The sequence below is a fragment of the Sphingobium sp. KCTC 72723 genome (assembly GCF_014280435.1).
GTDB lineage: Bacteria > Pseudomonadota > Alphaproteobacteria > Sphingomonadales > Sphingomonadaceae > Sphingobium.
Genome location: NZ_CP060388.1, coordinates 3,341,134 through 3,366,618, shown reverse-complemented (window position 1 = coordinate 3,366,618; position 25,485 = coordinate 3,341,134). Strand labels below are relative to the sequence as shown.

Here is a 25,485-nt window from a genome sequence, read left to right as displayed (position 1 = left end):
CTTGACCCTATGTTTCTATCGGTGTCGCTTTTACGATTTTTCCGCGCACCATCGGTATCGTCATCATCGTGCTGCCGATCGCCATCAACAGCAAGGCCGTGAAGCTGGTCCCGCTGATGATCTGCCGGTCCAGCAATATGTTGGCGAATATGATCATGATCATCGCCTTGGTCTGGAGCAGCCAGCCGATGATCCGCGCCTCACCCTTCGCCCAGCCCAATATCCGCCCCGCAATCCCCACGCCGATCAGCTTGCCCGCCACCGCCGCGACCAGCAGCAGCGCCGCCGCGCCAATCACTTCCACGCCCCCCATCGCCCATCGGGTGCGCAGCCCCGTGCTGAGGAAAAAGACCGGCATCACCGTCAGCAACATATGATCGCGCAGGAAATCCATCTGCGCCTCGTCGAACCATCCCCTGTCCAGTATCGCCCCGGCCAGAAACGCGCCGACCATGAAATGCAGCCCCGCCCAGTCGGCGGCAAAGCCGGTCGCCGCCAGCGTCAGCATCCCCAGATGCAGCCGGTCGCGCCCGCCGATCCGCGCCATCACCGCGCGAATGCCGACCGCGACGACCGGGAACAGCAGCAGGAACCCGACCTGCCGCTCCACTCGCGCCCAATCGAGCAGGATCAGCGCCAGCACGCCCCAGATCGCAATATCGTCCAGACTGGCATAGCGCAGCACCCGCTGCCCCAGCGGCGCGCGCAATATCGCCAACTTGTCCATCAACAGCACCAGAATCGGCAACGCCGTCACCGCGCACGCCATGCCCATGCCCAGCACCGCCTGCCAATGCTGCGCCTTCGCCCCGATCCAGCCCGGCTGCGTCAGGATCACCGCCGCTGCCCCCGCGCCCAGCGCCAGTGGCACGGCCAGCGCCAGCGACGCGGTAATCCACGTCTCGCGCCGCGCGACCCATGCGTCCTTCAGGTCCAGTTCGATCCCCGCCAGCCACACGAAGATCATCACTGCCCACCAGGCGATACCGTTCAGCGCCGCGATCACGCCCGGCGTAAACAGAAATCCATGCACCTGCGGCATCGCCACGCCCAAAACGCCGGGACCCAGCAGCACGCCCGCCATGATCTGCACCACCACCAGCGGCATCCATGTGTCCGTCCGCGCCAGCCGCCACAGCAGCCACGGACCACCCAGCACGATGCACAGCGCCAGCAGAAATGTCTCGGTGACGCTCAATGCCCATTCCCCGATCAGCTGTTCTTCTGCGCCTCCAGCGCATCCATCGCCAGCGCCACTGCACCCAGCGGCCCGGCCTGATCGCCCAGCGCTGGCAACCGCACGATGCTTGCTATGCTGTCGGCCGTGACGAAGGGCAGATAGCCGCCCAGTTGCGCCACCACCTTGGCCCGCACTACGTCCAGCAATGCCGCCCGCCCGATGCCGACCCCGCCACCGATCAGCACCTGCCGCGCCGCCGTGGTCAGCAATATCGTGCCGACCAGCCGGGCAATGTCATGCGCCACATGGTCCCATCGCGGGTTGTCGGCTTGTATCTGGTCGCCTGCCACCCCGAACCGCTGCGCCAGCGCCGGGCCGCACACCAGCCCCTCGATACAGTCGCCATGGAAGGGGCAGGCACCGGAAAAATCATCCCCCGGCGCGCGGCGGATCGCGATATGCCCCAATTCCGGGTGCATCGCCCCATGCAGCGCCCGGCCATGCAGCGCGAACCCGCCGCCAAGGCCCGTGCCGATCGTCAGATAGCATAGCGCGTCGGACGGCGTTTCCCCTTCCGCCCCCGCGCCCCATCGCGCCTCCGCCAGCGCCGCGCCATTCACATCGGTGTCGATCGCGGCGGGGCAGGCCAGCGGACCACCCAGCGCCCCGTAAATATCCGCCCCGGTCCAGCCCGGCTTGGGCGTCGGCAGCATATGGCCGAAATCATCCGCCGCCCGGTCCAGCCGCAACGGCCCGAACGACGCGATGCCCAGCGCCGCGAACGCTTCTTCCGCCTGCCATGCGCGCAGGCGGTTCGCCGCCGCAGCCAAAGTCTCGCCCGGCGTTGTCGTGGGGATCGAAACCCGCTCGATAATGTCCCGCCCGCGTGCGCGCAGCAGGATCATCTTGGTCCCGCCCAGTTCGACGCCCGCGAATAGCGGCGCGCTCACGCCACTACTCCCGCCGCATCGCCATCCAGCCACAATTGCACGAAGGGCGCGAACGTCCCGCCAAAGCGCCGCGCGGTGCCGCCGCCCCAATTGTCGATGAAACTCGTCACGCGCAAATCGGGCATCACCATCCAGCTATAGCTTTGCGCGGGCGCATCCGCCGGATTGGCGAATAGCAGCCCGCTGCCGTTGATTGGCCGCCACGCGCCATCCACCGCATCGGCGACCATGCCATATAGGCCGGTGGGACCGACCGGACCTTGCGGGTCGAATACATGGGCCTGCGTCGACCAGAACAGATAATATAGCCCATCATGGACCAGCATATGCGGCCGTTCCAGCTCATTATTCACCCCGTCCGCCGACAGCAAAGGCGGCTGGAGCGTCCATGCGTCCGGCTGGTCGGCAGGCGCACGGGCAAAGCCCACCACGCCATTATAGGCCGAAGCAGACCCGGCCAACGACCCGGCAAATAACAGATAATGGCTGCCATCGGCCGGATCGCGGAAATAGGCCGGATCGCGCCAGGCCTTGATCGTGCCGATGCCCCCGCCAACGGTCGTGGACATATAATGCGCCGGATCGGGCAGGATGACTTCGCGCAGATCATGCCACTGGTCCAGCGTCGTCTTGTCGGTCAACCGCGCCCGCGCGCTGAACATGCGCTGTTCGAAACTTGGCGCTGTCTCGCCCCGGCGGCCCGCTGCGGTGAAATAGAGGATCACGTCCCCGGTCGCATCGTCCAACACCGCCGACCCCGACCATTCCCGGCTGCCGGGCGAAAAACCGTCCGGCATCGCCGGGCCAGCGTCCGACCATATACCATCGGACAAGTGGATCAGGTGGATCCGCGCATGACCATGCCGTTCATCGGGATCGTCGAAACGCGGCGCAGCCAGCGCCATCCATATTTCCACGCCCGCCTCCGTGACGACAGGCACGCCATCGCGATCCTGCACCGGCCATGCGTCCCAAATGTCGATGTCGGGCGCGACCGCGACGACATGCTGCGCGCCGATCGATGGCGCAACGGCCCTGTCAGCGCCAATCGCGCGCACATGCGCAGCGGTCCAGCAAGGGGTCATCTCGTCACGCATCCTCTCTCTTTTCTATGAGAAGGGGAAGGCACCTTCAGGCGTGCAGTCCTGACGACACCTTCCACTTCACATGGCGGGATGTGCGATCGCGAACGGCCATGGTCGGCGCACACGCAATCACTCCCTGAAAGAGGAATAGCAAAACGGCAAACGTTTGCAATCAAAAAATGGCCTGAATTTTACAGGCGTTTCCAATCCCTTCTCCCGATGCGGCATAGGACTGTAACAGGTGTTACAGTCATGCACAGAAAAGACATAATATTACCTATCATGATATATTTGAGAAATTATCACATAATAAAGTTTACGTAAACAGCCATAAAAAATGGCAGTACCCTTTCGGATGCTGCCACATGCCGCATATTGTCCATCTTGCTGTCTATTGTTCGATATTCCGGCGGAAAGTTTCCGGCAGGAACAACAGCCCGATCACCACGGTCGCCGCCGCCACCACGACCGGATACCACAGGCCGTAATAGATATTCCCGGTCGCCGCGACCATCGCAAAAGCGGTCGTGGGCAGGAACCCGCCGAACCAGCCATTGCCGATATGATAGGGCAGCGACATCGACGTGTAGCGGATCCGGCTGGGGAACAGTTCCACCAGCATCGCGGCGATCGGTCCGTAAACCATCGTCACCAGCATCGCCAACGCCCACAGGATCGCCACGACCGCGACCTTGTTGATCTTGGCCGTGTCAGCCTTGGGCGGGTATCCCGCTTGCGCCAGCCCCGCCTTCAACTCGTCCTGAAAGCCGGTGATCGCCGCTGCCTTGCCGCCGCCCGCCAGCGTCGCACCATCGGGCGCTGCAAAGCTGGCGCTGCCGACCCTGACGAGAGCAGGCGTGCCTGCCGCTGCCTCTACATTGCTGTAACTCACCCCGGTCTTGGCCATGTAGGCTTTGGCGATGTCGCAGCTTGATGTGTCGAACTTGTTCTTGCCGACCGGATCGAACTGGAACGAACACTCATCTTGGTGCGCCACGATCGTCACCGGTGCTGATGCCTGCGCTGCTGCCAGCGCCGGATTGGCCGCGCTCGTTAACGCCCCGAACAAGGGGAAGTAAGTGATCGCCGCCAATGCGCACCCGCCCAGGATGATCGGCTTGCGCCCGATCTTGTCGCTCAGCCAGCCGAAGAACACGAAGAAGGGCGTCGCCAGCGCCAGCGCAATGGCGATCAGGATATTGGCCGTCGCGCCATCCACCCGCAGCGTCTTTTCCAGAAAGAACAGCGCGTAGAACTGCCCGGCATACCATACGACTGCCTGCCCCATCACCGCACCCAGCAGCGCGATGATGACCCAGCGCAGATTGCCCCACTGGCCGAACGCTTCGGTCAGCGGCGCCTTGGACACCGTGCCTTCATCCTTCATCTTCTGGAACACGGGGCTTTCATTCAACTGCAACCGGATCCACATCGACACGCCCAGCAGCAGGATCGAAATCAGGAATGGCAGACGCCATCCCCATGCCGCAAAGGCCTCCTCGCCCAACGCAAAGCGGAAACCGATGACCACCAGCAACGCGGCGAACAGGCCGAATGTCGCCGTGGTCTGGATCCAGCTGGTATAGAGGCCACGCTTCCCCTCCGGCGCATGTTCGGCCACATAAGTCGCTGCCCCGCCATATTCGCCGCCCAGCGCCAGCCCCTGGGCCAGCCGCATGATCAGCAGGATGATAGGGGCCGCCACGCCGATGCTGGCATAGCTCGGCAGCAGGCCGACCGCGAAGGTCGAAAGCCCCATGATCCCCATCGTCACCAGAAACGTATTCTTGCGCCCGACCATGTCGCCGATCCGCCCGAACACGATCGCCCCGAACGGCCGCACCGCAAAGCCCGCCGCGAACGCCGCCAGCGCAAAGATAAATCCGGTCGTCTCGTTCACGCCGGAAAAGAATTGCGCGCTGATATAGGTCGCCAGCAAACCGTAAAGATAGAAATCATACCATTCGAACACCGTCCCCAGCGACGATGCGGCAATCACGAGTTTCTCGTTCTGCCCCGTCACGCTATGTTTTGGCTGGCCGTCGTCATATGTTGTCGCCATCTGCCCTCTCCCTTAAAACGTGAATTTCGCGGCCATTTCCACGCGGTCCATCTGCCCTTTCAGGCCAGAGACGACTTCGCGTTGAGCATGGCGATACTCGATCCCCAAATCCAGTTGCTTTACCGGCGACCAGAACAGATTGCCCGCAAAGCTGTAGGCCGCCCGATTGGCCAGCCCCGGCAGCAGGATGCCGTCGGGATAATCGGCATGTTGATATCCGGCCATGAAGGTCGACCGGATGGTCGGCGTCCAGCCCAGCTTCAGCGCCGCAAACCCGGCGACATTGTCCACGACATGCAGCCGGTTGCCCACCGCCGGGTCGTAAATCGCGTCGGGCGCATAGCCCACGGTGAAGTAACGCCCCATGCCATGGCCATAGGTCGCCAGGAAACGCAGGTCATGCCGCCCCTGCGGCCCGAACGGCACCTTGCCGCCTGCCGTGACGCCCCATCCCATTGCGGTGTCGCCCACGCCATTGTCCCGCGCCGACAGTTGGCGCACCAGTCCCGCAAGATGCAGTTCGCCGATCGCGCCTTTATAGGCCAGCTTGGCGACCAGGTCGGGCATCCTGTCCTGATCATTATCCCCCAGCGCGGGCGATGTCGTGGTGATCGTTTCGGTCTGCGGATTTTCCGCCGCGACATAGAGGTCCAGCCCGCCGCCCAGCGGCTGCCTATATTGCACCATCATCTGCCGCACGAAGATCGCGCCGTCCATCGGCCCCACGAAATCGGTGGTTTCGGGCAAATGCGCCGGGTTCTGGAACGTGGTCCATTCCTGCCCGATCAGCCAGTTGCCATAGCTGATGAAGCCCCGGCGAAATGTCGGCGTATAGGGATTGGTCGCCCGCTGCGCGCCCAGCGGCGCTGCGGCCAGCGCAAAGTCGAACTCGACCACGCTTTTGACCTCCTGCCCGCCCAGCGGGGTGGATGTGCTGAACGACAGGCGCGTCTGGCGCGCATGGCCAATGATGTCGCGGCTGCTGCGCCCGCCCACCGGAATCTGCTGCGGCAGGTAGAATTCCTTGCCCAGCGACCCGCCCGGCACTTCGCCATCGTCATAACGGGTGGCGCTGCCCACGGTCTTGACGAATCCGCCCAGCGTGAACGTCGTCGCACCGATCTTGAAGCCATCGGCCACTGGCCGGGTTTCCAGTGCGGCGACCCGGCTGTCGGCCTTTTGGGCTATCTGAGTGGACGCCTGCTGATCGCTGCGCGCCTGCGTCAATTCGCCCTTGAGCGCCGATACGGCGGCTTCCAGCTGGTTCAACCGCGCTTCCAGTTCGGCCTCGCGCTGGGTCCGCGCCATCGCGCCGGGCGCAGTCGTCATCGCCACGGCCATCGCGCCCATTGCCACGCTGCGCCGCCAGTCTCTGCGGCCCGGTTCATGAACGGCTATCCGTTGCATCCTCTATCCTCTCCTTGGTCGTCGCCCCTTCTTTGATGGGCTTTGACGATCCGGCTATGCTTGCATCCTGCGGGCGGGGAGGGGGTGGGGAGAAGGCGGACCATGGTGGCAATCCCCTCCGACTTTGGTCGAGGATGGCAGGGCGGCCTTCGCGCGTTACGCTGCGCACAAAGAGCTTGGAGAGGCCTGAATTACATGAGCGAATCCCTTTACCCCGTGCCTGCCGCCCTGGCCGCCGACGCCCATGTCACGGCACAGGCTGCGGCCCGGATGCACGATCTGGCACAGGCGGACCCGGACGCATTCTGGCGCGAACAGGCCCAGCGGCTAGACTGGATCACGCCCTTCACCACAGTCGATGAAAGCAGTTTCGACGAAGCCGACTTTGCGATCCGCTGGTTCGCCGATGGTCAGCTCAATGTATCTGCCAACTGCATCGACCGCCATCTGGCGACCCGCGCCGATCAGCCTGCGATCATCTGGGAGGGGGATGACCCCGCCGACAGCCGCGTCATCACCTATGCCCAATTGCATGAGGAAGTGTGCCGCTTCGCCAATGTGCTGAGCAGCCATGGCGTGCAGCGCGGCGACCGGGTGACGCTCTATCTGCCGATGATCCCCGAAGCTGCCTTCGCCATGCTCGCCTGCACCCGCATCGGCGCGGTCCATTCGATCGTATTCGCCGGCTTCTCCCCCGACAGTCTGGCGAGCCGCATCCGCGACTGCGACTCCCGTCTCGTCATCACTGCCGACGAAGGGCTACGCGGCGGCAAGCGCGTGCCGCTCAAGGCCAATGTCGATGCGGCTCTCGCCCATTGCCCGTCGGTGCAAACCGTCCTCGTCGTCCAGCGCACCGGCGCGGACGTGGCGATGGTGGAGGGCCGCGACCTGTTCTACGGCCCCGCCCGCGATGCCGCCGCGCCCGATTACGCACCGCAAGCCATGGGCGCGGAAGACCCGCTGTTCATCCTCTACACGTCGGGTTCCACCGGCACGCCCAAGGGCGTCCTGCACAGCACGGGCGGCTATCTGCTCTGGGCCGCCATGACCCATGAACAGGTGTTCGATTACCGCCCCGGCGAAGTCTATTGGTGTACCGCCGACATCGGCTGGGTCACTGGCCACAGCTACGTCGTCTACGGCCCGCTCGCCAATGGCGCGACGACCCTGATGTTCGAAGGCGTCCCCAACTATCCCGATCACAGCCGCTTCTGGCAGGTCTGCGATAAATGGAACGTGGCGATCTTCTACACCGCCCCCACAGCGCTCCGCGCGCTGATGCGCGAAGGCGACGGCTTTGTGCAGGCGGCCAGCCGCGCGTCGCTGCGCATCCTGGGCAGCGTAGGCGAACCGATCAATCCCGAAGCATGGGAATGGTATCACCGCATCGTCGGCGACAGCCGCTGCCCGATCGTGGACACATGGTGGCAAACCGAAACCGGCGGCATCCTCATCGCCCCCTTGCCCGGCGCGACCGACCTGAAACCCGGATCGGCGACCAAGCCCCTGTTCGGCGTTCATCCTTTGCTGGTCGATACCGATGGCAAGGAACTGGACGGCGCAGTCGAAGGCAACCTCTGCATCGCCAAAAGCTGGCCCGGCCAGATGCGCACAGTCTATGGCGATCATTCGCGCTTCTTCCAGACCTATTTCACCACCTATCCCGGTCGCTATTTCACCGGCGACGGCGCACGTCGCGATGCCGATGGCTATTACTGGATCACCGGCCGGGTCGATGACGTCATCAACGTGTCGGGCCACCGCATGGGAACCGCCGAAGTCGAAAGCGCGCTCGTCGCCCATGCCAAGGTCGCCGAAGCCGCCGTCGTGGGTATGCCGCACCCGATCAAGGGGCAGGGCATCTACGCCTATGTCACCCTGAACGCGAACGAGGAACCGTCGGACGATTTGCGCCGTCAACTGGTCGCCTGGGTCCGCAACGAAATTGGCCCCATCGCTACGCCCGACATCATCCAGTTCGCGCCCGGCCTGCCCAAGACTCGCTCCGGCAAGATCATGCGCCGCATCCTGCGCAAGATCGCAGAGGGCGAGACGGGCGCGCTGGGCGACATTTCCACGCTGGCCGACCCGTCCGTCGTCGAAACCCTGATCGCCGACAGCCAGATGGCCGGGGCATAAGCCCCCCTTGCAGCGCGCAAGGACTATCCCCAATTTCGATGACGGGAATAGCGGCGGAAAGGAACGGCAACTGAGCGCGCATGGCACGATCCTGATTGCGGACGATCATCCGCTGTTCCGTCAGGCATTGGTCATGGCGGCGGGCAATGTCGCGCCCGACGCGCATATCGTGGAGGCCGCCACGCTCGACCGGGCGGTGGCGGCGTCGGCGGCCAGCGATCTGCTGCTCATCCTGCTCGACCTCAAAATGCCCGGATCGGCGGGCTTTTCCGGCGTCGCCCTGCTCCACGCCGAACGCCCCTCGGTCCCCATCCTCGTCGTCTCCAGCGCAGAAGCGCAGGTCGCCGCCCCCGAAGCCCGGCGCTACGGGGCAGTCGGTTTCATCGGCAAGGATCAGGATCTGTCGGTCATAGAGGATGCCATCGCCGCCGCACTGGCGGGCGATCATCCCGCCCCCGCCATCCTCATCCATGACGAGATAGACGCCATGGCGGGCAAGGTCGCCTCGCTCACTCCCACCCAGTTGCGCGTGTTGCTGGGCGTGCTGGATGGGCAGCTTAACAAGCAGATTGCGTGGGAACTGGGCGTGGCGGAATCCACCATCAAATCGCATATGACGACGGTGCTGGCGAAACTCGGCGTCCAGAACCGCACCCAGGCCGCGCTGGCCGCCCGCGCGTTGGGTCTGGGCGCAGATCGCTAACCGCCTCACCCCATCGGCTGCGTCCGCGCCGCGATCCACTGGTTCAGCGCCACTACGCCCAGCGGCTTGGACAACACCGCCACATCCCGCGCCTGCGCCCGGTCCAGCACCGCTTGCCCCCGTTCCGCCGTCACCAGCGCCACCGGCAGGTCAGGCTTACGCACCCGCAACCTGTCGATCAGGTCGATGCCATCGCCGCCGCTGCCGAGGTGGAAATCCACCAGCGCCCCGTCAAACGGCCCCCCATCCGCCATCGCGTCCGCCTCGCCCGCTGCCGTGACGCAATCATGGCCCAACCCTTCCAGCACGGCGCGCATCGCGTCCCGATTGGCCGGGTCGTCATCGACCACCAGCAACCGGCGCGGCGCGATGGCGCTGGCGGGTGGCGCAAGGGCAGGGGCGCGGCCCCCGCCTTCCATCACCATCGGCAGCGTAATCGCAAAGCAACTCCCGCGTCCGACGACCGACTGCACCATGACCGTCCCGCCCACCAGCGGCGCGGATCGCTCCACGATCGCCAGCCCCAGCCCGATCCCCGTCTCGCTCCCTTGCCCCAGCCGCTCGAACTCGCGAAAGATCGCGCTCAGCTTGTCGGGCGGAATGCCGATGCCGCTGTCATGCACTTCCAGCCGCAGGCAATCGCCCCGCCTGCGCGCCGCCACCACCACGCCGCCGGCTTCGGTATAACGCACCGCATTGGCCAGGAAATTCTGCATGATCGACCGCAACAGCGTCCGGTCGCACTCGACCCACCCGTCGCCCGGCCCGATCGCCAGCCGCAGTCCCTTCTCCGCCGCCAATGGCTGGAAATTCTCGACCAGATCGACCAGCAAGGGCCGCACCGCAAAGCGCACCGGCTGCGGCATCACCCCGCCCGCATCCAGCTTCGATATGTCGAGCAGCGCGCGCAACAGGTCGTTGGCCCCCTCGATCGATCGGTCCAGCCGCGACAGCATCGCCTGCTCCGGCTCCGCCAACCTGCGGCGCAGCGCAGCGGAAAACAGCATCGCGGCGTGCAGCGGCTGCAACAGGTCATGGCTCGCTGCCGCCAGAAAGCGCGTCTTGTCCATCATCGCGCGCGCCAGTTGTGCGTTAACGTCGGACAGTTCTGCGGTCCGCGCGACCACCGCCTGTTCCAGGTCGCGCCGCGCCGTTTCGGTCGCCGCCCGCGCCTGCGCCTCGATCGTGATGTCGGTAAAGGACATGACATAGCCGCCATCGGGCATCGGCCCGCCGACTGTCTTGATCACGCGGCCATCGGCCCGGTGCCGCTCGAAACTGTGCAGGCTGCGACTGCGCAGATGTTCCATCCGGCGCGACACATGATCCTCCACCGCGCCCGGCCCACAATCGCCGCGCTGCGCATTGAACCCGATCAGGTCGGCGATCGGCACGCCGATGCGGACCATGCCGGGCGGATATTTGAACAGTTCCAGATAGCGGCTGTTCCACGCCACCAGCCGCAGGTCGCGGTCCACCACGCTGACGCCGATGTCGATATTTTCCAGCGTCGCGGCCAGCAACCCTTGCGAAAAATGCAGTGATTGCCCGGACGCATCCAGCATCTGGGTCACTTCGGTCAGCCCCATGCCCTGACCCGAAATCGCCGATGCCATGATCGCCCGTGCCGATGACGCGCCCACCACGCTGCCGATCAGCCGTTCCGCCGTGCGCGCGCTCGCCCGGTCGATCGGTCGCACCGGGTCGCTGTCCGCGCCGAATGCCTGCGCCGCCGCATCCGCCCCCACGAACCGCACCACCAGCGCCTCCAGCGCCTCGACGGTCGAAATCGCGGCAATACCCCGCTGGCCGATCAGCCCGCCGCCGATCCCGCTCCCCCCGACCTTGCGCGCCGACACCAGCAGATAGGCGATCAGATTGCCGCCCAGGCTGATGATCGCGCCCGACGCGACCGGACTGGCATGGGCGAATGTGGGCAGGGCGATCATATCCACGCCGCTGATCGCGGGGACGAACAGCAGCACGAACCACAGCAGGAATCCGGTGATCAGGCTGGCCCGCCCCGCCATCGCGTCATTATTCGTGCGCCATACCGCCAGGATCAGCGCAGGCGCGCATTGGGCGATCGCCACGAACGCGATTATGCCGACCGCCGCCAGTTGCGTGGTGGACGGCGTCACCATCGCATAGACCGCAGCGGCCGCCATCAACGCGATGATCGCGCTGCGCCTTATCCACAACAACCGTTCGCCCACATGCACGTCGCCACCCGACCGGCGCAGCAACAGCGGCGCGAACAGATCGTTGGAAATCATGCTGGAAATCGCCACCGTTTCGGTCACGACCATGGCGACTGCCGCCGACAATCCACCCAGAAACACGATCATCGTCACCGTGCCGAAACCCAGTTGCCGGGGCAGGCTGATGACGAACAGGTCCGGCATCGCGCCGGGTTCCAGCATCGCAACGCCTGCCGCCGCAATCGGCAGCACCGCCAGCATGGTCAGCACCAGATAGGCGATAAAGCCCCAGCGCGCTTTCATGATGTCGTCGGGGTCGCGCGCTTCCATCACGCTGATGAAGAAATGGCGCGGCAGGCACATTATCGCCAGCATCGACACCAATGTCGTCACGAAAAAGTCGGCGTCCAGATTGCCCAGCGCAAAATGCGCGCGAAACGGCGTGAGTTCCGCCATGATCCGTTCCGACGGCACCTGCCACAACAGCCATAGCGACAGGCCTGACACCAGGAATATCGCGCCCAGTTTCAGGATGGATTCAAACGCGACGGCAAACAGGATCGCCTCATTCTGCCCCGCCACCTGATAACGGCGCGCGCCGAACAGGATGGCGAACAGCGCCAGCATCGCCGCCGCGCCGAACAGTGGCCCGGTGCTTTCGGGCGTTCCCGACACCAGCGCAAAACTCAGCGCCACCGACCGCAATTGCAGCGCGATATAGGGGATCGTCCCGAACAGCGCGATCATCGTCACCAGTGCGGCGACCGACCGGCTCTTTTCAAAGCGCGACGCGATGAAATCCGAAATGGACGTCGCGCCTTCCTTATGCACTTCCACGTTCAACCGGCGCAGGAAGCGCCCGCCGAACGCCATCAGCAATATCGGGCCAAGATAGATGGGCAGAAACGCCCATCCCCCGGTCGCGGCGCTGCCGACCGCGCCGAAATAGGTCCAACTGGTGCAATAGACCGCAAAGGCCAGCGTATAGGCATAGATCCGCCAGGACGACCCGTGCAGCCGGTGGCGATAGCGATGCGCCAGCGCCGTCCCGCCGAACATCAGCGCCATATAGAGGATTGCCATGGCAAATGGCGCAGACATGGCGGTCCCCGTTAAATCGTCCGTTCATGCCTCCTTTAGGCGGTGTCGCGCCCGGCCGCCAGACAATGCCGCCATCGCTGTATCAGGGGCGCAGCACCCATCCGCCATCGACATGGATCGTCTGTCCGGTGATCCACGCGCCTGCGGGCGAACAGAGCAGCAGCAGCGCGCCGACCAGTTCGTCCGGCGCGCCGCTGGCGCGGGTGCAGACCGACATCGCCAGAAACTGCGCAAAGGGCGACCCGTCCGGCACCAGCGCCGCGCCTGCCTCGCTCGTCACATTGCCCGGCGCGATGGCGTTGGCGGTGATGCCGTCCTTGCCCAATTGCCGCGCCATGGTGGTGGTCAGGCCGGTCAGCGCCAGCTTGCTGACGCCATAGATGGAAATCGCGGGGAACGCCCCACCCGACACCTGATTGATGATCCGCCCGCCACCCCGCGCCCGCATCGCCGGGATGACTGCCTGCGCGCATAGGAGCGCGCCGGTCACATTGACGGTCATGATCCTGTTCCATTGTTCGACCGGCACGTCGGCCACATGCAATTGCCCCAGTTCCAGCATCAGCGCGGCATTGTTGACCAGAATGTCGATGCCGCCGAACGCTGCCTCAGCCGCCTGCGCCATGGCCGCAACCTGATCGGCCTGCGTGATGTCGACCCCGACCGCGATCGCCTTGCCCCCCGCCGCGATGATTTCGTCCGCCACGGCCTGCGCGCCCGCTTCGTTCAGGTCGGCGACGACGACCGCCGCGCCTGCCGCCGCAAGGCCCGTGGCATAGGCCCGCCCGATGCTGTTGCCGCGCCCGCCAGCGCCGGTGACGATGGCGACTTTGCCGTCCAGGCGAAACTGGTCGATGGAAAAGGACATGGGGTTACTCCGGTTGAAGGTTGTGGCTGTCGGCGACATGGTCGAGATAGGGTTGGGCCGCGCCCTGCAACGCGGCATAGTCGGCGGTATCGCCGGTCACTTCGCCCAGCAGGCGCACATCCTTGGCCAGCAGGCGCGCACCATGGGCAAAGGCGGCCAGATCGGGCTGGCGGGCATAGACGTCGAACCCGAAACTGCGCCCGCTGCTCACCTTCACCAACGCGGCCAGCGCCTGCCGGTCCACGCCCATGGCGGCGGCGGCGGTCAAAGCATGGTGCGCCAGCCCCATATGCGCGGCCATCAGCGCATTGTTGATCAGCTTTGCGGTCTGCCCCGCACCGACATCGCCCAGATGGACGATCAGCCCGGCAAAGGCGCGCAGCACTGGCGTCACGGTCGCCACTGCGTCGGCGCAGCCGCCCAGCATCACCGTCAGCGTTCCCGCCGTCGCGCCGCCACCGCCGCCACTGACCGGCGCATCGACCAGTGCGATGCCGCGCGCTGCGGCCTGTTCCGCCAGCCGAACGCATGTTTGCGGATGCACCGTCGCATGGATGATGATGATGCCACCGGCCGCCATCGCCGGGATCAGGTCGGCGCACATGGCCTCCACCCCCGCATCGTCCACCACGCACACCGCCACGATCCCGCATCGCGCACCCAGCGCCGCGACACTGTCTGCGACATGGGCAGGGCCATCGCGAAACGGCTCCAGGCTCTCTGCCCGCCGCGCCCACAGCGTCATGTCATGCCCGGCCTCGCACAATCGCTGCGCCATCGGCCCGCCCTGACTGCCCAGCCCGATAAAGCCGATCTTCATTGTCCGCTCTCCTGCCATCAGCCTGCGGTGATGCCGCGATCCATGTTGATGCACGCGCCATGAAATCCCCTAGCAGCGGGGGAGGCGAGATAGGCGATCACCTGCGCCACTTCCTCCACCTCCACCAATCCGCGCAGCCCCGAAAAACGGTCGATCAGCGTTCGGTCGATGTCCGGCGGCATGGTCATGCCGGTGACGATGCCGGTCATCATCCCGCCCGGCGCGACCGCGTTGATGCGGATCGGCTGATGCATATATTCCATCGCCAGCGCCTTGGTCATATGCGTCAGTCCTGCCTTGCTGGCGCAATAGGCTGCCAGATAGGCCTGGCCCACAAAGGCAGCGGTGGAGGTCACATTGACGATCGTGCCGTCAGCTTTCAGCAAGTGGGGGATCGCAGCCTGGCACAGATGAAAGGGCGCGTGCAGATTGATCGCCATGGTCAGCCCGTAATCGCGCGCCGACATTTGCGGCGTATGCACGAAACTCATGCGCCCCGCGACATTGCACAGCGCGTCCAGCCGCCCGTCCGTGGCAATGACCGCCGCCACCGCCGCCGCGCAATTCTCCGGCTCGGTCAGGTCGGTCGCATGAACCTGCGCATCGCCGCCATCTGACGCGATCCGCGCGGCAGTATCGGCCAGCCCGTCGGCATTGATGTCGACCATCCACACCCGCGCGCCCAGCCCGGCCAGCAGGATCGCGCTCGCCTGCCCCAGCCCGGACGCCGCGCCGGTCACCAGCGCGACCTTGCCCGCCATAGACGCGGGGGTCATTGCCCGTCCGCCTTCACGCCGAACGCCAGCCCCTTGGCCACCTGCGCGCCCTGTTCGATCACTGCGCCCTGCGCCACCGACGCCCTCGGCCAGCCGGAATGGACCGCATAATGCAGCACGAATTCGAACATCTCGGACTGATCGGTGTTACCGCTCTGCATCGCGGCATAGATATGGGTGTGGATCGGCGTATAGGCAGCGGAATCGCACACCCCCACCAGCGTGATCCAGCGCCGCGCCCGCTGGTCCAGCCCCGGCCGCTGCCATATCTCGCCAAAGACATAGCCGTTGATCCCCGCCTCGAAATAGGCTGTCCGTGCGGGCGGCCCGGCAAAGGTCATGACGTCCAGAAATGCCGCCATCCCGTCCTGCATCCGCGCGTCATGGGTCCAGCCCGCGCCACGGATCGGCGGACTGTCCGCCGCCGCCAGCCCCAGTTCGTCCGCCGCCGCCGACGTCCCCGTGTCGATGATCGCGCCGGTCCCCCATCCGCAATAGATCGCCGCATGGGCCGCCGCCTCCCGCAACTCCGCCAGCGTCAGCGCCCCACACATCAGCGCCCCGCGCGCATAGGCACCCGCCATTGCCGCATCGCCATTATTGGCCGCGCTGGTCATCGCGATCAGATAGCGCGCCCGCCGGTCCAGCCCCTCGCGCGACCAGATTTCAGCAAAGACGAAATCGCGCCACGACGCTTCATACAGCGTCGCGGCGTCGCGCGGCACCCTGCCCAATATCGCTTCCGCCATCGCCACGCCGCGCGCGCTGCGCTCCACCGGGTCCAGCATCGTCATGCCGCCACCATCGGCTGGGTCAGGTTGACATAGACATTCTTGATCCGCAAAAATTCATGCAGGCCCGCCTCGCCGCCCAGCCGCCCATAGCCGCTCTGCTTCATGCCCCCGAACGGCACGCAGGGCGTCATCGCCTCACCCGACGCATTGACCTGTATCTGGCCCGCGTCGATCCGCGCCGCGACATGATGCGCGCGGCGCAGGTCGCTGGTGTGGATATAGCCGCCCAGCCCATAATCATTGCCATTGGCCAGCGCGATTGCCTCCTCCTCGCTGTCGAAGGGCGTTACGGTCAGCACTGGCCCGAATATCTCCTCGCGCGCCGCTGCATCGTCGGGACCGACATCGGCCAATATGGTGAGCGGCAGGAAATAGCCCCCGGCGCAATCCCCGCCGATCCGCTCGCCACCGCTCACGACCCGCGCGCCGCTGGCCTTCGCCGCATCGACCACGGCCATGATCCGTTGCAGCGACCCGTCCGAAATCACCGGACCCAGCATGGTGGTCTGGTCGAACGGATCGCCCGCGACGACATGCCCCGCCATCGCGCCCAGCATCGCGACATAGGGTTCGTAGATTGCCCGTTCGACCAGCAACCGCGTGCCGTTGACGCAGCCCTGCCCATTGGCGCTGACCCCGCCCGACAGGCCACGCCGCGCCGCTTCCTTCATATCCGCGTCGGCAAAGACGATCACCGCTGACTTGCCGCCCAGTTCCAGCCCGCAGGGTTTGAGGGTATCGGCCGCGTTCTTTAGCACGGCCTTTGCGGTCGCGCCGCTGCCCACGAACTGGATCTTGTCGATGCCCGGATGCGCGACCATCGCCGCGCCGACATCGCCCCCGCCCGCAACGACCGTCACGACGCCAGCGGGAAAGCCCGCTTCGGCCAGTAATTCGCCCAGCCGCAGCACCGACCAGGGGGCCAGTTCGGGCGCTTTGACGACCACGCAATTGCCCGCCGCCAGCGCCGGGGCCAGCACCATCGTCGCAGCGAACAGCGGCCCGTTCCACGGCAGGATCGCGCCGACCACGCCACAGGGTTCGTAACTGACATAGTCATGCGCCGCCGCGCCCCATGTCGGCACGGTCAGACCCTGAATCTTGTCCGCCCAGCCACCGAAATAGCGGAATTTCTGTGCCGCATCCATCGCCACGAACGGCGCGGCCCGCATGATCGATCCATTTTCGATCACGCTCAGTTGTGCCAGGTCGCCCATCGCCTGTTCCAGCAACGCCGCCGCCCGGAACATCATGTCGCGCCTTTTGTCGCCCGGTAACGCCCGCCATGCCGGGTGCGCTGCGCGCGCCGCCCGAACCGCCTCATCCACATCATTTGCGTCGGCCAGCCGCAGTTCGCGCGTCACTGCGCCCGTCGCGGGATAGATATGGGCATGAACCTGCCCGCCGCCCTCGCCACGGCGTCCGCCGATCAGCACCCCGTGGCGCGGCAATATGTCGATAGGGGGCGAAGTGAAGGCCATCTCTCTCTCCGGGTGCGCTGGCGCTGTATGCCGCCTGCATCATGGGATAAATAATGCATATATTATTTGGCATGGATAGATATGCGCGGGCATATCGCCCATGCGTTGCCAATAGTACCGGTGTTTAATGTGATTTTCACGGGGGCGCATTTTCGCTTGTCGCCCCGTTCCGCTCTTCTAAAATGGCGCACGGTCAGGGGAACGCGCATGGGCATATTGGATTTTCTGTCGAAACAATTTGTCGACATTATCGATTGGGTCGAGGAACCGGGCCAACTGGGATGGCGGGTGCCGATGGCGGATCGGGAAATTCAGAACGGCGCGCAACTGACCGTGCGCGAAGGGCAAATCGCCGCCTTCTTCAACGAAGGGCGCATCGCCGACATGTTCGGGCCGGGCCTGCACAGGCTCGACACGTCCACCCTGCCGCTGCTCACGGCACTGGAACATTGGGACAAGGGGTTCAAATCGCCCTTCAAATCCGATGTCTGCTTCTTTTCCGAAAAGGAACAGATCGGCTTGAAATGGGGGACAGCCCAGCCGATCACGCTGCGCGACCCCGAACTTGGGCCACTGCGTGTCCGCGCCTTCGGCAGCTATTCCTTCCGCATCCGCGACGTCGCGCCCTTCGCCGCGCGCATCATGGGGACGCTGGGGGAAGTGCGCGTCGCCGACATCGAGCCGCAACTGCGCGCCGCGATCCAGACCGGCCTTGCCACGGGCGTTGCAGGTGGCGGCACGCCCTTCCTCGACCTTGCCGCCAGCCAGACGGCGCTGTCCGAAGCGCTCAGGGCCGCCCTCGCGCCCGCCTTTGCCCTGTGGGGTCTGTCGCTCGAAACCTTCTTCGTCGAAAGCCTGTCGCTGCCCGAAGAGGTGCAGAAGCATCTCGACAAGGCCAGTTCCATGCGCGTGCTGGGTGACCTCGACCGCTATGCCAAATTCCAGGCCGCCGAAGCGATCGAGATCGCCGCAGGCCAGTCGGGCGGCACCGCCGCGATCGGCGCGGGCGCAGCGGCGGGACTGGCGATCGGTCAGGCGATGACCGGCGCGCTTGGCAGCACGCCCGCCGCGCCAGCGGAAGACCCCTTCGCTCTCATCGAAAAACTGCACAAGCTGCTGGAAATGGGCGCGCTGACCCAGGCCGAGTTCGACACCAAGAAAGCCGAATTGCTGGGTCGCATCCGCTAAATCCCATGCATAATTTTGCCTGCCCCAGTTGCGGCGCGGATGTCGCGTTCCGCTCGCCTGCCTTGCCGGTCAGGGTGTGCGACCAATGCCGCACGCTCGTCGTGCGCTACAACGCCAGCGCGCAGGCGATGGGCATGATCGCCGACCTGCCTTTCGACGTCAGCCCGGTGCAGATCGGCACGCAGGGGCAATGGCAGGGGCAGGGCTTCGACATTATCGGCCGCGTCCGCTGGAGCCGGGACGATGGCGCATGGAATGAATGGTTGATGCTGATGGCGGATGGCAGCCATGGCTGGCTCGGCGAAGCCATGGGGCAATATATGGCGATGCGCGAAATGGCCATCAAGGCGCCGATGGCCAAAGTCCTGCGCCGCCTGATCGACGGGGAAACCGTGCTACCGGGTGAAACAGCCACCATCGCCGCCCATGATTATCAGGTCGCCGACATCCGCACCGTCACCTGCGTGGCGGGGGAGGGGGAATTGCCCTTTTCCGCACCGACCGGGTGGCAGGCGCTCAGCGTCGATTTCCGCAAGGCCGATGGCCGCTGCGCCTCCTTTCAGAAGGACAGCCGCGACCACGCCCTTTATGTCGGCGAATATGTAACGCTGGCCGACCTGCACCCCCGCAATCTGCGCCCGCTCCCCGGCTGGACCATGCCCTCCTATGCCCGCTGACGCCGCGACCACCCGGACGCTGGCCTGCCCGGCCTGTGGCGGGACGCTTGGCCTTCGCGCGGCGGGGCTGAGCGTCACCATCGCCTGCGAATATTGCGCATCGCTGATCGACGTCGCCCATCCCGATGTTCAGATCATCACCCGCTACAATGAAACACAGGCATCGCTCGCCATCCCGCTCGGCACGCGCGGCACGCTGCGCGGGGTGGAATGGGACGTGATCGGATGGATGCAGCGGTCGGACGGCTGGGCGGAGTGGGACGAATATCTGCTGTTCAACCCGTTCGAGGGTTATTGCTGGCTGATCGCACAAAACGGCCAGTGGAGCCTTGGCACCATGCTGACTGCGGCACCCGGCTATGACGGCGGCGACTATGTGGTGGACGGGCGCCGCTTCACGGCCTTCTACCACCATAATGAAGCCCGTGTGCAGCGGGTTGCGGGCGAATTTTACTGGCGGGTCAAGGTCGGCGAAACGGTGCGGACCAGCGACTATGTCCGCCCCGGCTTCATGCTCAGCCTGGAGCAGGACGACCGCGAAAAAAGCTGGACGGTGAGCGAATTTCTGACCGCGCGCGAAATCCGCGCCGCCTTCGACCTGCCGCCCCCGCCACGCTGGCTGCCCGGCATCACTCCGCTCGCGCATCAGCCATCGCCCTTCGCCCACCGGGTCAGGGGCTGGCTGCCGGTCGGCCTCGTCACCTTCGCCGTGCTGATCGCCCTGTTCCTCCTGTTCGGGCGGACGTTTCAGCCGCAGACGTTCGGCTTCCCTGTCACGCCCGATGGCCCCGAAGTTTCGCAGACTTTCGGTCCCATCATCCTGCCCGCCCCGCGTCAGGGGGTGACGATCGAAACCCGCACGTCCAATATCGAACAGGGCTGGGTCGATATCGACGTCGCATTGGTCAACCGGGCGACGCAGGACAGCTATGAAGCCTATGCGCTCAACGAACGCTATTCCGGCAATGATGGCGACGGCAACTGGACCGAAGGATCGCGCGGCCAGACGCTCAAGATCGCCAGTCTGCCAGCGGGCAGCTATGATCTGGTGGTCGACGCGCAGGCGCATCATTGGGGCAGTGCGGGCAATTTCGACTGGAACGCCCAGACCGGCCAGTATCAGTCCACCGGCCAGCCGCCCGTGGACGTTATGATCCGGGTCGCACGCGGCGCACGCTTTGCCTCCAACCTGTGGCTTGCCGTGCTGCTGGTGCTGGTGCCGCCCATATTGATGCTGATCCTGCACAGCCTGTTCGAAAATGCCCGCCTGGCGCAAAAGGACGGCGCGGACCCGGATGCCGGGGACTGGATCAGGGGCTTTGCCACGCCATGAGCCGCAGTAGCTTCCTCTACGCCCTCTGGTGCCTGATCGTTGTCGGCCTGTTCCTGGCCAGCACGTCGCAGGGCTATTCCCCTTTCGCCGATGGCGGCCGGTCCACGCTCATTGGCCGGGCCTACGGCCCCACTCATAAATAGGAGACGCAAGATGCTCGTCAATCTGTCCGTGCTGCTCAACAGCCTGCTCTATGCCGGGGTCGGCATTGTCGTTTTCGTTCTGGGCTTCGTCATCCTCGACCTGCTGACACCCGGCAAGCTGTGGGAGGAAATTCGCGACAAGCAGAACCTGGCCGTCGCGCAATTTGCAGGCGCCATCGCCATTGGCCTGGCCATCGTCGTTGCCGCCGCCATTCATGGCTGAACAACCCCGCGCGCCCGGACGCTCCACGCTGGTCGCGCTGCTGCTTGCCAGCGTCTTTGCAGTTGCGACCTGCGGGCTGATCTACGAACTGCTGGCCGGCACCATCGCCAGCTATCTGCTGGGCGACAGCGTCACCCAATTTTCGACCGTCATCGGCACCTATCTGTTCGCCATGGGGGTGGGCAGCTGGTGTTCGCGCTATGTGAAGCGGGACGAACTGCGCCTGTTCATTCGGGTGGAAATCCTCGTCGCGCTGCTGGGGGGCTGGTCGGCGGCGGGGCTGTTTCTGCTGTTCCCGCTGGTGGAGCAATTCCGCCTGATCCTCTACTGCCTCGTCTTCGTCATCGGCTTCCTCGTCGGCCTCGAAATCCCGCTGCTGATGCGCATCCTGCGCGATCGGTTCGATTTTAACGAGACGGTGTCGAACGTACTGACCTTCGACTATGTCGGCGCGCTGGCGGCATCCCTGCTTTTTCCGCTGCTGCTGGTGCCGCATCTTGGCCTCATCCGCACCGGACTGATGTTCGGCCTGCTCAATGTCGGTGTCGCGCTGTTGTTGCTCATGCTGCTGCCGGGACGAGCGCGGTTGCTGCGGGAACAGGTGTCGGCGCTGCTGGTCGCGGCCAGCCTGATCGCAGGCTTCGTCATGGCCGAACGCATCCAGCGCTGGTCGGAAATCGCCGCCTATGGCGAACGGGTGATCTACGCCACTTCCAGCCCCTATCAGCGGCTCGTCCTCACACGCAAGGATGACGATGTCCGCCTCTACCTGAACGGCAATCTGCAATTTTCCGCCCGCGACGAATATCGCTATCATGAAGCGCTGGTGCATCCGGCGATGGGCCGCGTCGCCCACCCCCGCAACGTCCTGATCCTGGGCGGCGGCGATGGGCTGGCGGCGCGCGAAGTGTTCCGCCACCCCGGCGTGCGCAGCGTCACGCTCGTCGATCTCGATCCCGCGATGACGCGCCTGTTCAGCCACACCGCGCTGCTGACCACGCTCAACCGCAATGCACTGACGGATCGCCGGATGCACATCGTCAATGCCGATGCTTTCCGCTGGATACGCACGGCGCAGGCGCGCTTCGACGTCATCATCGTGGATTTCCCCGATCCGGTCGATTTTTCTGTCGGCAAACTCTATACCGAAAGCTTCTACCGGATGCTGCGCCCGCGCCTGGCCCCCGGCGGCGTGGCGGTGGTGCAAAGCACGTCGCCGCTGGTCGCCCCCGCTGCCTTCTGGACCGTGGCGACGACGCTGGAGGCTGCCGGGTTCCAGACCCGCCCCTATCATGCCTATGTGCCGAGTTTCGGCGAATGGGGTTTCATATTGGCGGGGCAGACCGATCCGGGGATGCAGGTCGCGCTGCTGCCCACCAACCGCTTCCTGTCGGCCGCCGTGGCGGCGCAGGCGATGATATTCCCGCCGGACATGGCCCGCCGTCCGGTGCCGGTGAACCGGCTGGACAATCAGGCGCTGGTCCGCAGCTTCGCGCAGGAATGGGCGCGCTATGAAGGCTGACCGGCGCACGGTGATGCAGGCAGGCGCAGCGCTGGCGCTCAGCGGCTGCGCCCCGCGTGCCGCTCCCGGCACCAGCGGCGGCGCGGACATGGCGCTGGGCCACCGGTTGCGCGACGGGGGCTTCCCCGAACCGAGCGAGGAGGCGCACACCACCCTGCTGATCGCGGGCGGCGGGGTCGCGGGCCTTGCCGCTGGCTGGCGGCTGGCCGAAGCGGGGTTCAGGGACTTCCGCCTGATCGAAATGGAATCCAGCGTCGGCGGCAATGCGCGCAGCGGGCGCAACGCCGTCTCCGCCTTTCCGCTGGGCGCACATTATCTGCCCGTCCCCAATATGGAGGCGCGCGGCCTGCGCCATATGCTGCGCCAGTTCGGCATCGTTACTGGCGACCGTGAAGGACGGCCCGTCTACGACCCGCTGCAACTGTGCGCCGACATGCCCGAACGGCTGCTGTGGCAGGGGCGGTGGCAGGAAGGACTGGTCCCGCGCACGGGCCTGTCGGCCAGGGACAAGGCCGATCTTGCCGCCTTCGACACCGCAATGGCGGGCTATGCAAAGCGGCGCGACGCAGCAGGCCGCCCCGCCTTCGCCATCCCCATCGCCTATAGCGCCCGCGACGCCGACCTGCTGGCGCTCGATAGGATCAGCTTCGCCCGCTGGCTGGACGGCAAGGGCTGGACCTCGCCCGTGCTGCGCGCCCATGTCCGCTATGCCTGCCGCGACGATTATGGGACGGAACCGGATGCCGTGTCTGCCTGGGCGGGCATCCATTATTTTGCCAGCCGCCGGGGCTTCGCCGCAGCAGGGGGCGACAATGAACTGACCTGGCCCGAAGGAAACGCCCGCCTGACCGACCAGATGCGCGCCCGCTTCCCCGACCGGATCGCGACGGGGCAGGTCGCGTTCCGTGCCGCCGCCACTCCATCCGGCGCGACGCTCGACCTGTTCGACACGGCGCGCGACCGCAGCGTTCGCATTCATGCCAAGGCACTGATCCTCGCCATGCCGCACTTCATCGCCGGACGCCTGCTGGGTGAGGCGGTCGGCGCGGATCATAGCTATGCCCCATGGCTGGTCGCCAACGTGACCGTCGATCGCGCGCCGGGCGGGAAGGGCGCAGCGCTGGCATGGGACAATGTTTCGGCCAGCAGCGCGTCGCTGGGCTATGTCGTTGCCACCCATCAAAGCGCATCGCGGCAGGGACCGACCGTCCTGACATGGTATCTGCCCCTGTCCGACCTGCCGCCCGTCACCGCCCGCCGCCTGCTGGTGGAGCGGAGCGATGCGGCATGGCGGGGAATCGTGCGCGACGATCTGCTGGCGACCAACCCCGACCTTGATGGCGCGATCCGTTCCATCGACCTGTGGAAATGGGGCCATGCGATGATCCGCCCGACGCCCGGCTATATCTGGACCACGGCCCCGGCAATGCGCGCGGCGACGACACCGCCCATCTTCCGCGCGCATAGCGACATGAGCGGCCTGTCCCTTTTCGAGGAAGCCCATTATCAGGGCATGGCCGCCGCCGAAAGCGCGCTGGCCTTGCTCAACCACCCGTTCGAGACGCTGTTATGACCCCGCCCTTCACCTATGATGGCCGCCATCTGCTCGCCGACCTTTATGGCTGCCCGGTGCTGGATGATCTGGCGCTGGTGGAGGACGCCCTGCGCGCGGCGGCGGTCGCGGCGGGGGCCAGCGTCATTGGCGTCCACCTTCATCATTTCGGGCCGGGCCACGGGGTGACGGGCATCGCTCTGCTCGCCGAATCGCATATGTCGATCCACACCTGGCCCGAACATGGCTATGCCGCGATCGACATTTTCCTGTGCGGGGAACGGCATGATCCCGCCGCCGCGCTGGCAGTGCTGGACAACCGGCTGGCACCCGATTGCATTCGCGAAACCATGGTCCTGCGCGGCGGTGAAATAGACAGCGACATGGACATAGACTCGCGCGTCGATTGATCGCTGACTCTATGTCCATGTCGCTGTCGCCTTAAAGCCCTCAAACCATCCGCCGCGCCCAGCGCAGCATGGCGATGTCGATCATCCGCCCGTCCAAAACGCCTACGCCATCGGGTGCCGCCGCCAATATCCGCCGCGCCTGTTCCTGCTCCGCCGTCGTGGGCGCGAAATGCTGGCCGATCGCGGCCAGTTGCGCGGGATGGATCGCTGCCTTGGCATGGAAACCGAACCCGCGCGCTGCCACGCACTCCGCGTCGAGCAGATCCGCCCGGTCGATGACGAAACAAGGGGAATCGATCGCGCCGATCCCACCCGCCGCCGCCGCATTGGCGACGCTCGCCCGTGCGAAATCGGGGCGGAAGCGATCCACCTGCTGCCCCATGTCGGCGGCATAATCCGCCGCCCCGAACATCAGCGCGCGCAACCGGGGCGTTACTCCTGCGATCGCCGCCGCATGGGCAACCCCGCGTGCCGATTCCACCAGCGCCACCAGCCCCGCGCCGGACCCGGCATCTGCCAGCATGTCCGCCACCAGCGCCATATCCCCCGGCTCCTCCGCCTTGGGGATCAGGATGATGTCCGGCCCGTGCGCCAGCCGGGCGAGGGTGGCCAGGTCCGCCAGCCCGACCGCACGCCGCAGCGGATTGATCCGCACGGCGATCTGCTGGCCGATAGCGGGGCGGCTGTCGAGGAACGCGACGACATGCGCCCGCGCCGCCTCCTTGCCATCCTCCGCCACCGCGTCCTCCAGGTCCAGGATCAGTGCGTCGGCGCTGGTCGCTGCCGCCTTGGCAAAGCGATCCGGGCGCGATCCGGGGGTGAACAGCCAGCTGCGGGGCAATGTCGTCATATGATTCTGGTCCCTGAAAT

General features: G+C 65.6%; 22 protein-coding genes. 10 read left to right on the top strand and 12 right to left on the bottom strand.

Features of this window, described 5'->3' with window-relative positions:
• Positions 1-7 precede the first annotated feature (7 nt).
• From SPBM01_RS16330 to SPBM01_RS16310, 5 genes are all read right to left on the bottom strand, one after another.
• Complete coding sequence (locus SPBM01_RS16330; RefSeq protein WP_188062654.1) at positions 8-1,198, bottom strand: cation:proton antiporter; 1,191 nt, start codon at positions 1,196-1,198, stop codon at positions 8-10.
• A gap of 14 nt (positions 1,199-1,212) precedes the next feature.
• Complete coding sequence (locus SPBM01_RS16325; RefSeq protein ID WP_188062653.1) at positions 1,213-2,130, bottom strand: ROK family protein; 918 nt, start codon at positions 2,128-2,130, stop codon at positions 1,213-1,215.
• Positions 2,127-3,215: a glycoside hydrolase family 68 protein gene (locus SPBM01_RS16320; RefSeq protein WP_188065778.1), complete on the bottom strand. Its 1,089-nt coding sequence runs from the start codon at positions 3,213-3,215 to the stop codon at positions 2,127-2,129. The genes SPBM01_RS16325 and SPBM01_RS16320 overlap by 4 nt, the downstream gene beginning before the upstream one ends.
• Positions 3,216-3,606: 391 nt before the next feature.
• The gene (locus SPBM01_RS16315) at positions 3,607-5,277 is read right to left on the bottom strand and encodes an MFS transporter (RefSeq protein ID WP_188062652.1); all 1,671 of its coding nucleotides are present in this window, start codon (positions 5,275-5,277) and stop codon (positions 3,607-3,609) included.
• Positions 5,278-5,289: 12 nt separating this feature from the next.
• Complete coding sequence (locus tag SPBM01_RS16310) at positions 5,290-6,684, bottom strand: DcaP family trimeric outer membrane transporter (protein ID WP_188062651.1); 1,395 nt, start codon at positions 6,682-6,684, stop codon at positions 5,290-5,292.
• A gap of 195 nt (positions 6,685-6,879) precedes the next feature.
• On the opposite strand from SPBM01_RS16310, the gene acs reads away from it, so the two are divergent.
• Together acs and SPBM01_RS16300 are read left to right on the top strand one after the other, a co-directional pair.
• Entirely contained in the window at positions 6,880-8,823 is a 1,944-nt protein-coding gene (gene acs / locus SPBM01_RS16305; protein ID WP_188062650.1) for an acetate--CoA ligase, read from the top strand.
• A 133-nt stretch (positions 8,824-8,956) separates the two neighbouring features.
• Positions 8,957-9,526: a LuxR C-terminal-related transcriptional regulator gene (locus SPBM01_RS16300; RefSeq protein WP_262504450.1), complete on the top strand. Its 570-nt coding sequence runs from the start codon at positions 8,957-8,959 to the stop codon at positions 9,524-9,526.
• A 5-nt stretch (positions 9,527-9,531) separates the two neighbouring features.
• Here the strand turns inward: SPBM01_RS16300 and SPBM01_RS16295 are convergent, their stop codons facing one another.
• The 6 genes from SPBM01_RS16295 to SPBM01_RS16270 form a co-directional block, all read right to left on the bottom strand.
• Positions 9,532-12,828 (bottom strand): PAS domain-containing hybrid sensor histidine kinase/response regulator, encoded by a 3,297-nt coding sequence (locus SPBM01_RS16295; RefSeq protein ID WP_188062649.1) that lies wholly within the window; start codon positions 12,826-12,828, stop codon positions 9,532-9,534.
• An 82-nt stretch (positions 12,829-12,910) separates the two neighbouring features.
• Positions 12,911-13,696, bottom strand: coding sequence for an SDR family oxidoreductase (locus SPBM01_RS16290; protein ID WP_188062648.1), 786 nt, complete (start codon positions 13,694-13,696; stop codon positions 12,911-12,913).
• Positions 13,697-13,700: 4 nt separating this feature from the next.
• Positions 13,701-14,516 (bottom strand): NAD(P)-dependent oxidoreductase, encoded by an 816-nt coding sequence (locus tag SPBM01_RS16285; RefSeq protein WP_262504224.1) that lies wholly within the window; start codon positions 14,514-14,516, stop codon positions 13,701-13,703.
• A 17-nt stretch (positions 14,517-14,533) separates the two neighbouring features.
• Entirely contained in the window at positions 14,534-15,292 is a 759-nt protein-coding gene (locus tag SPBM01_RS16280) for an SDR family NAD(P)-dependent oxidoreductase (RefSeq protein ID WP_188062646.1), read from the bottom strand.
• Entirely contained in the window at positions 15,289-16,086 is a 798-nt protein-coding gene (locus SPBM01_RS16275; protein ID WP_188062645.1) for a carboxymuconolactone decarboxylase family protein, read from the bottom strand. Before SPBM01_RS16275 ends, SPBM01_RS16280 begins: the two co-directional genes overlap by 4 nt.
• Positions 16,083-17,567, bottom strand: a complete 1,485-nt coding sequence (locus tag SPBM01_RS16270; protein WP_188062644.1) for an aldehyde dehydrogenase family protein — start codon at positions 17,565-17,567, stop codon at positions 16,083-16,085. Before SPBM01_RS16270 ends, SPBM01_RS16275 begins: the two co-directional genes overlap by 4 nt.
• Positions 17,568-17,774: 207 nt before the next feature.
• On the opposite strand from SPBM01_RS16270, the gene SPBM01_RS16265 reads away from it, so the two are divergent.
• From SPBM01_RS16265 to speD, 8 genes are read left to right on the top strand one after another with little or no spacing between them, the layout of a single operon-like run.
• Positions 17,775-18,755, top strand: coding sequence for an SPFH domain-containing protein (locus SPBM01_RS16265; RefSeq protein WP_188062643.1), 981 nt, complete (start codon positions 17,775-17,777; stop codon positions 18,753-18,755).
• Between the two features lie 5 nt (positions 18,756-18,760).
• Entirely contained in the window at positions 18,761-19,432 is a 672-nt protein-coding gene (locus SPBM01_RS16260) for a DUF4178 domain-containing protein (protein ID WP_188062642.1), read from the top strand.
• Complete coding sequence (locus tag SPBM01_RS16255; protein ID WP_188062641.1) at positions 19,422-20,765, top strand: DUF4178 domain-containing protein; 1,344 nt, start codon at positions 19,422-19,424, stop codon at positions 20,763-20,765. Before SPBM01_RS16260 ends, SPBM01_RS16255 begins: the two co-directional genes overlap by 11 nt.
• Positions 20,762-20,908: a hypothetical protein gene (locus SPBM01_RS16250; protein WP_188062640.1), complete on the top strand. Its 147-nt coding sequence runs from the start codon at positions 20,762-20,764 to the stop codon at positions 20,906-20,908. The genes SPBM01_RS16255 and SPBM01_RS16250 overlap by 4 nt, the downstream gene beginning before the upstream one ends.
• A 10-nt stretch (positions 20,909-20,918) precedes the next feature.
• The gene (locus SPBM01_RS16245; protein WP_188062639.1) at positions 20,919-21,131 is read left to right on the top strand and encodes a DUF350 domain-containing protein; all 213 of its coding nucleotides are present in this window, start codon (positions 20,919-20,921) and stop codon (positions 21,129-21,131) included.
• Positions 21,124-22,653 (top strand): polyamine aminopropyltransferase, encoded by a 1,530-nt coding sequence (locus SPBM01_RS16240; RefSeq protein WP_188062638.1) that lies wholly within the window; start codon positions 21,124-21,126, stop codon positions 22,651-22,653. The genes SPBM01_RS16245 and SPBM01_RS16240 overlap by 8 nt, the downstream gene beginning before the upstream one ends.
• Positions 22,643-24,226 carry an NAD(P)-binding protein gene (locus tag SPBM01_RS16235; protein WP_188062637.1) on the top strand — a complete coding sequence of 528 codons (1,584 nt, stop codon included), beginning with the start codon at positions 22,643-22,645 and terminating at the stop codon, positions 24,224-24,226. The genes SPBM01_RS16240 and SPBM01_RS16235 overlap by 11 nt, the downstream gene beginning before the upstream one ends.
• The gene (gene speD, locus SPBM01_RS16230; RefSeq protein WP_188062636.1) at positions 24,223-24,615 is read left to right on the top strand and encodes an adenosylmethionine decarboxylase; all 393 of its coding nucleotides are present in this window, start codon (positions 24,223-24,225) and stop codon (positions 24,613-24,615) included. Before SPBM01_RS16235 ends, speD begins: the two co-directional genes overlap by 4 nt.
• A 40-nt stretch (positions 24,616-24,655) precedes the next feature.
• Here speD and SPBM01_RS16225 read toward each other — a convergent pair whose 3' ends face one another.
• Entirely contained in the window at positions 24,656-25,465 is an 810-nt protein-coding gene (locus tag SPBM01_RS16225) for an HpcH/HpaI aldolase/citrate lyase family protein (protein WP_188062635.1), read from the bottom strand.
• Between the last annotated feature and the right edge of the window lie 20 nt (positions 25,466-25,485).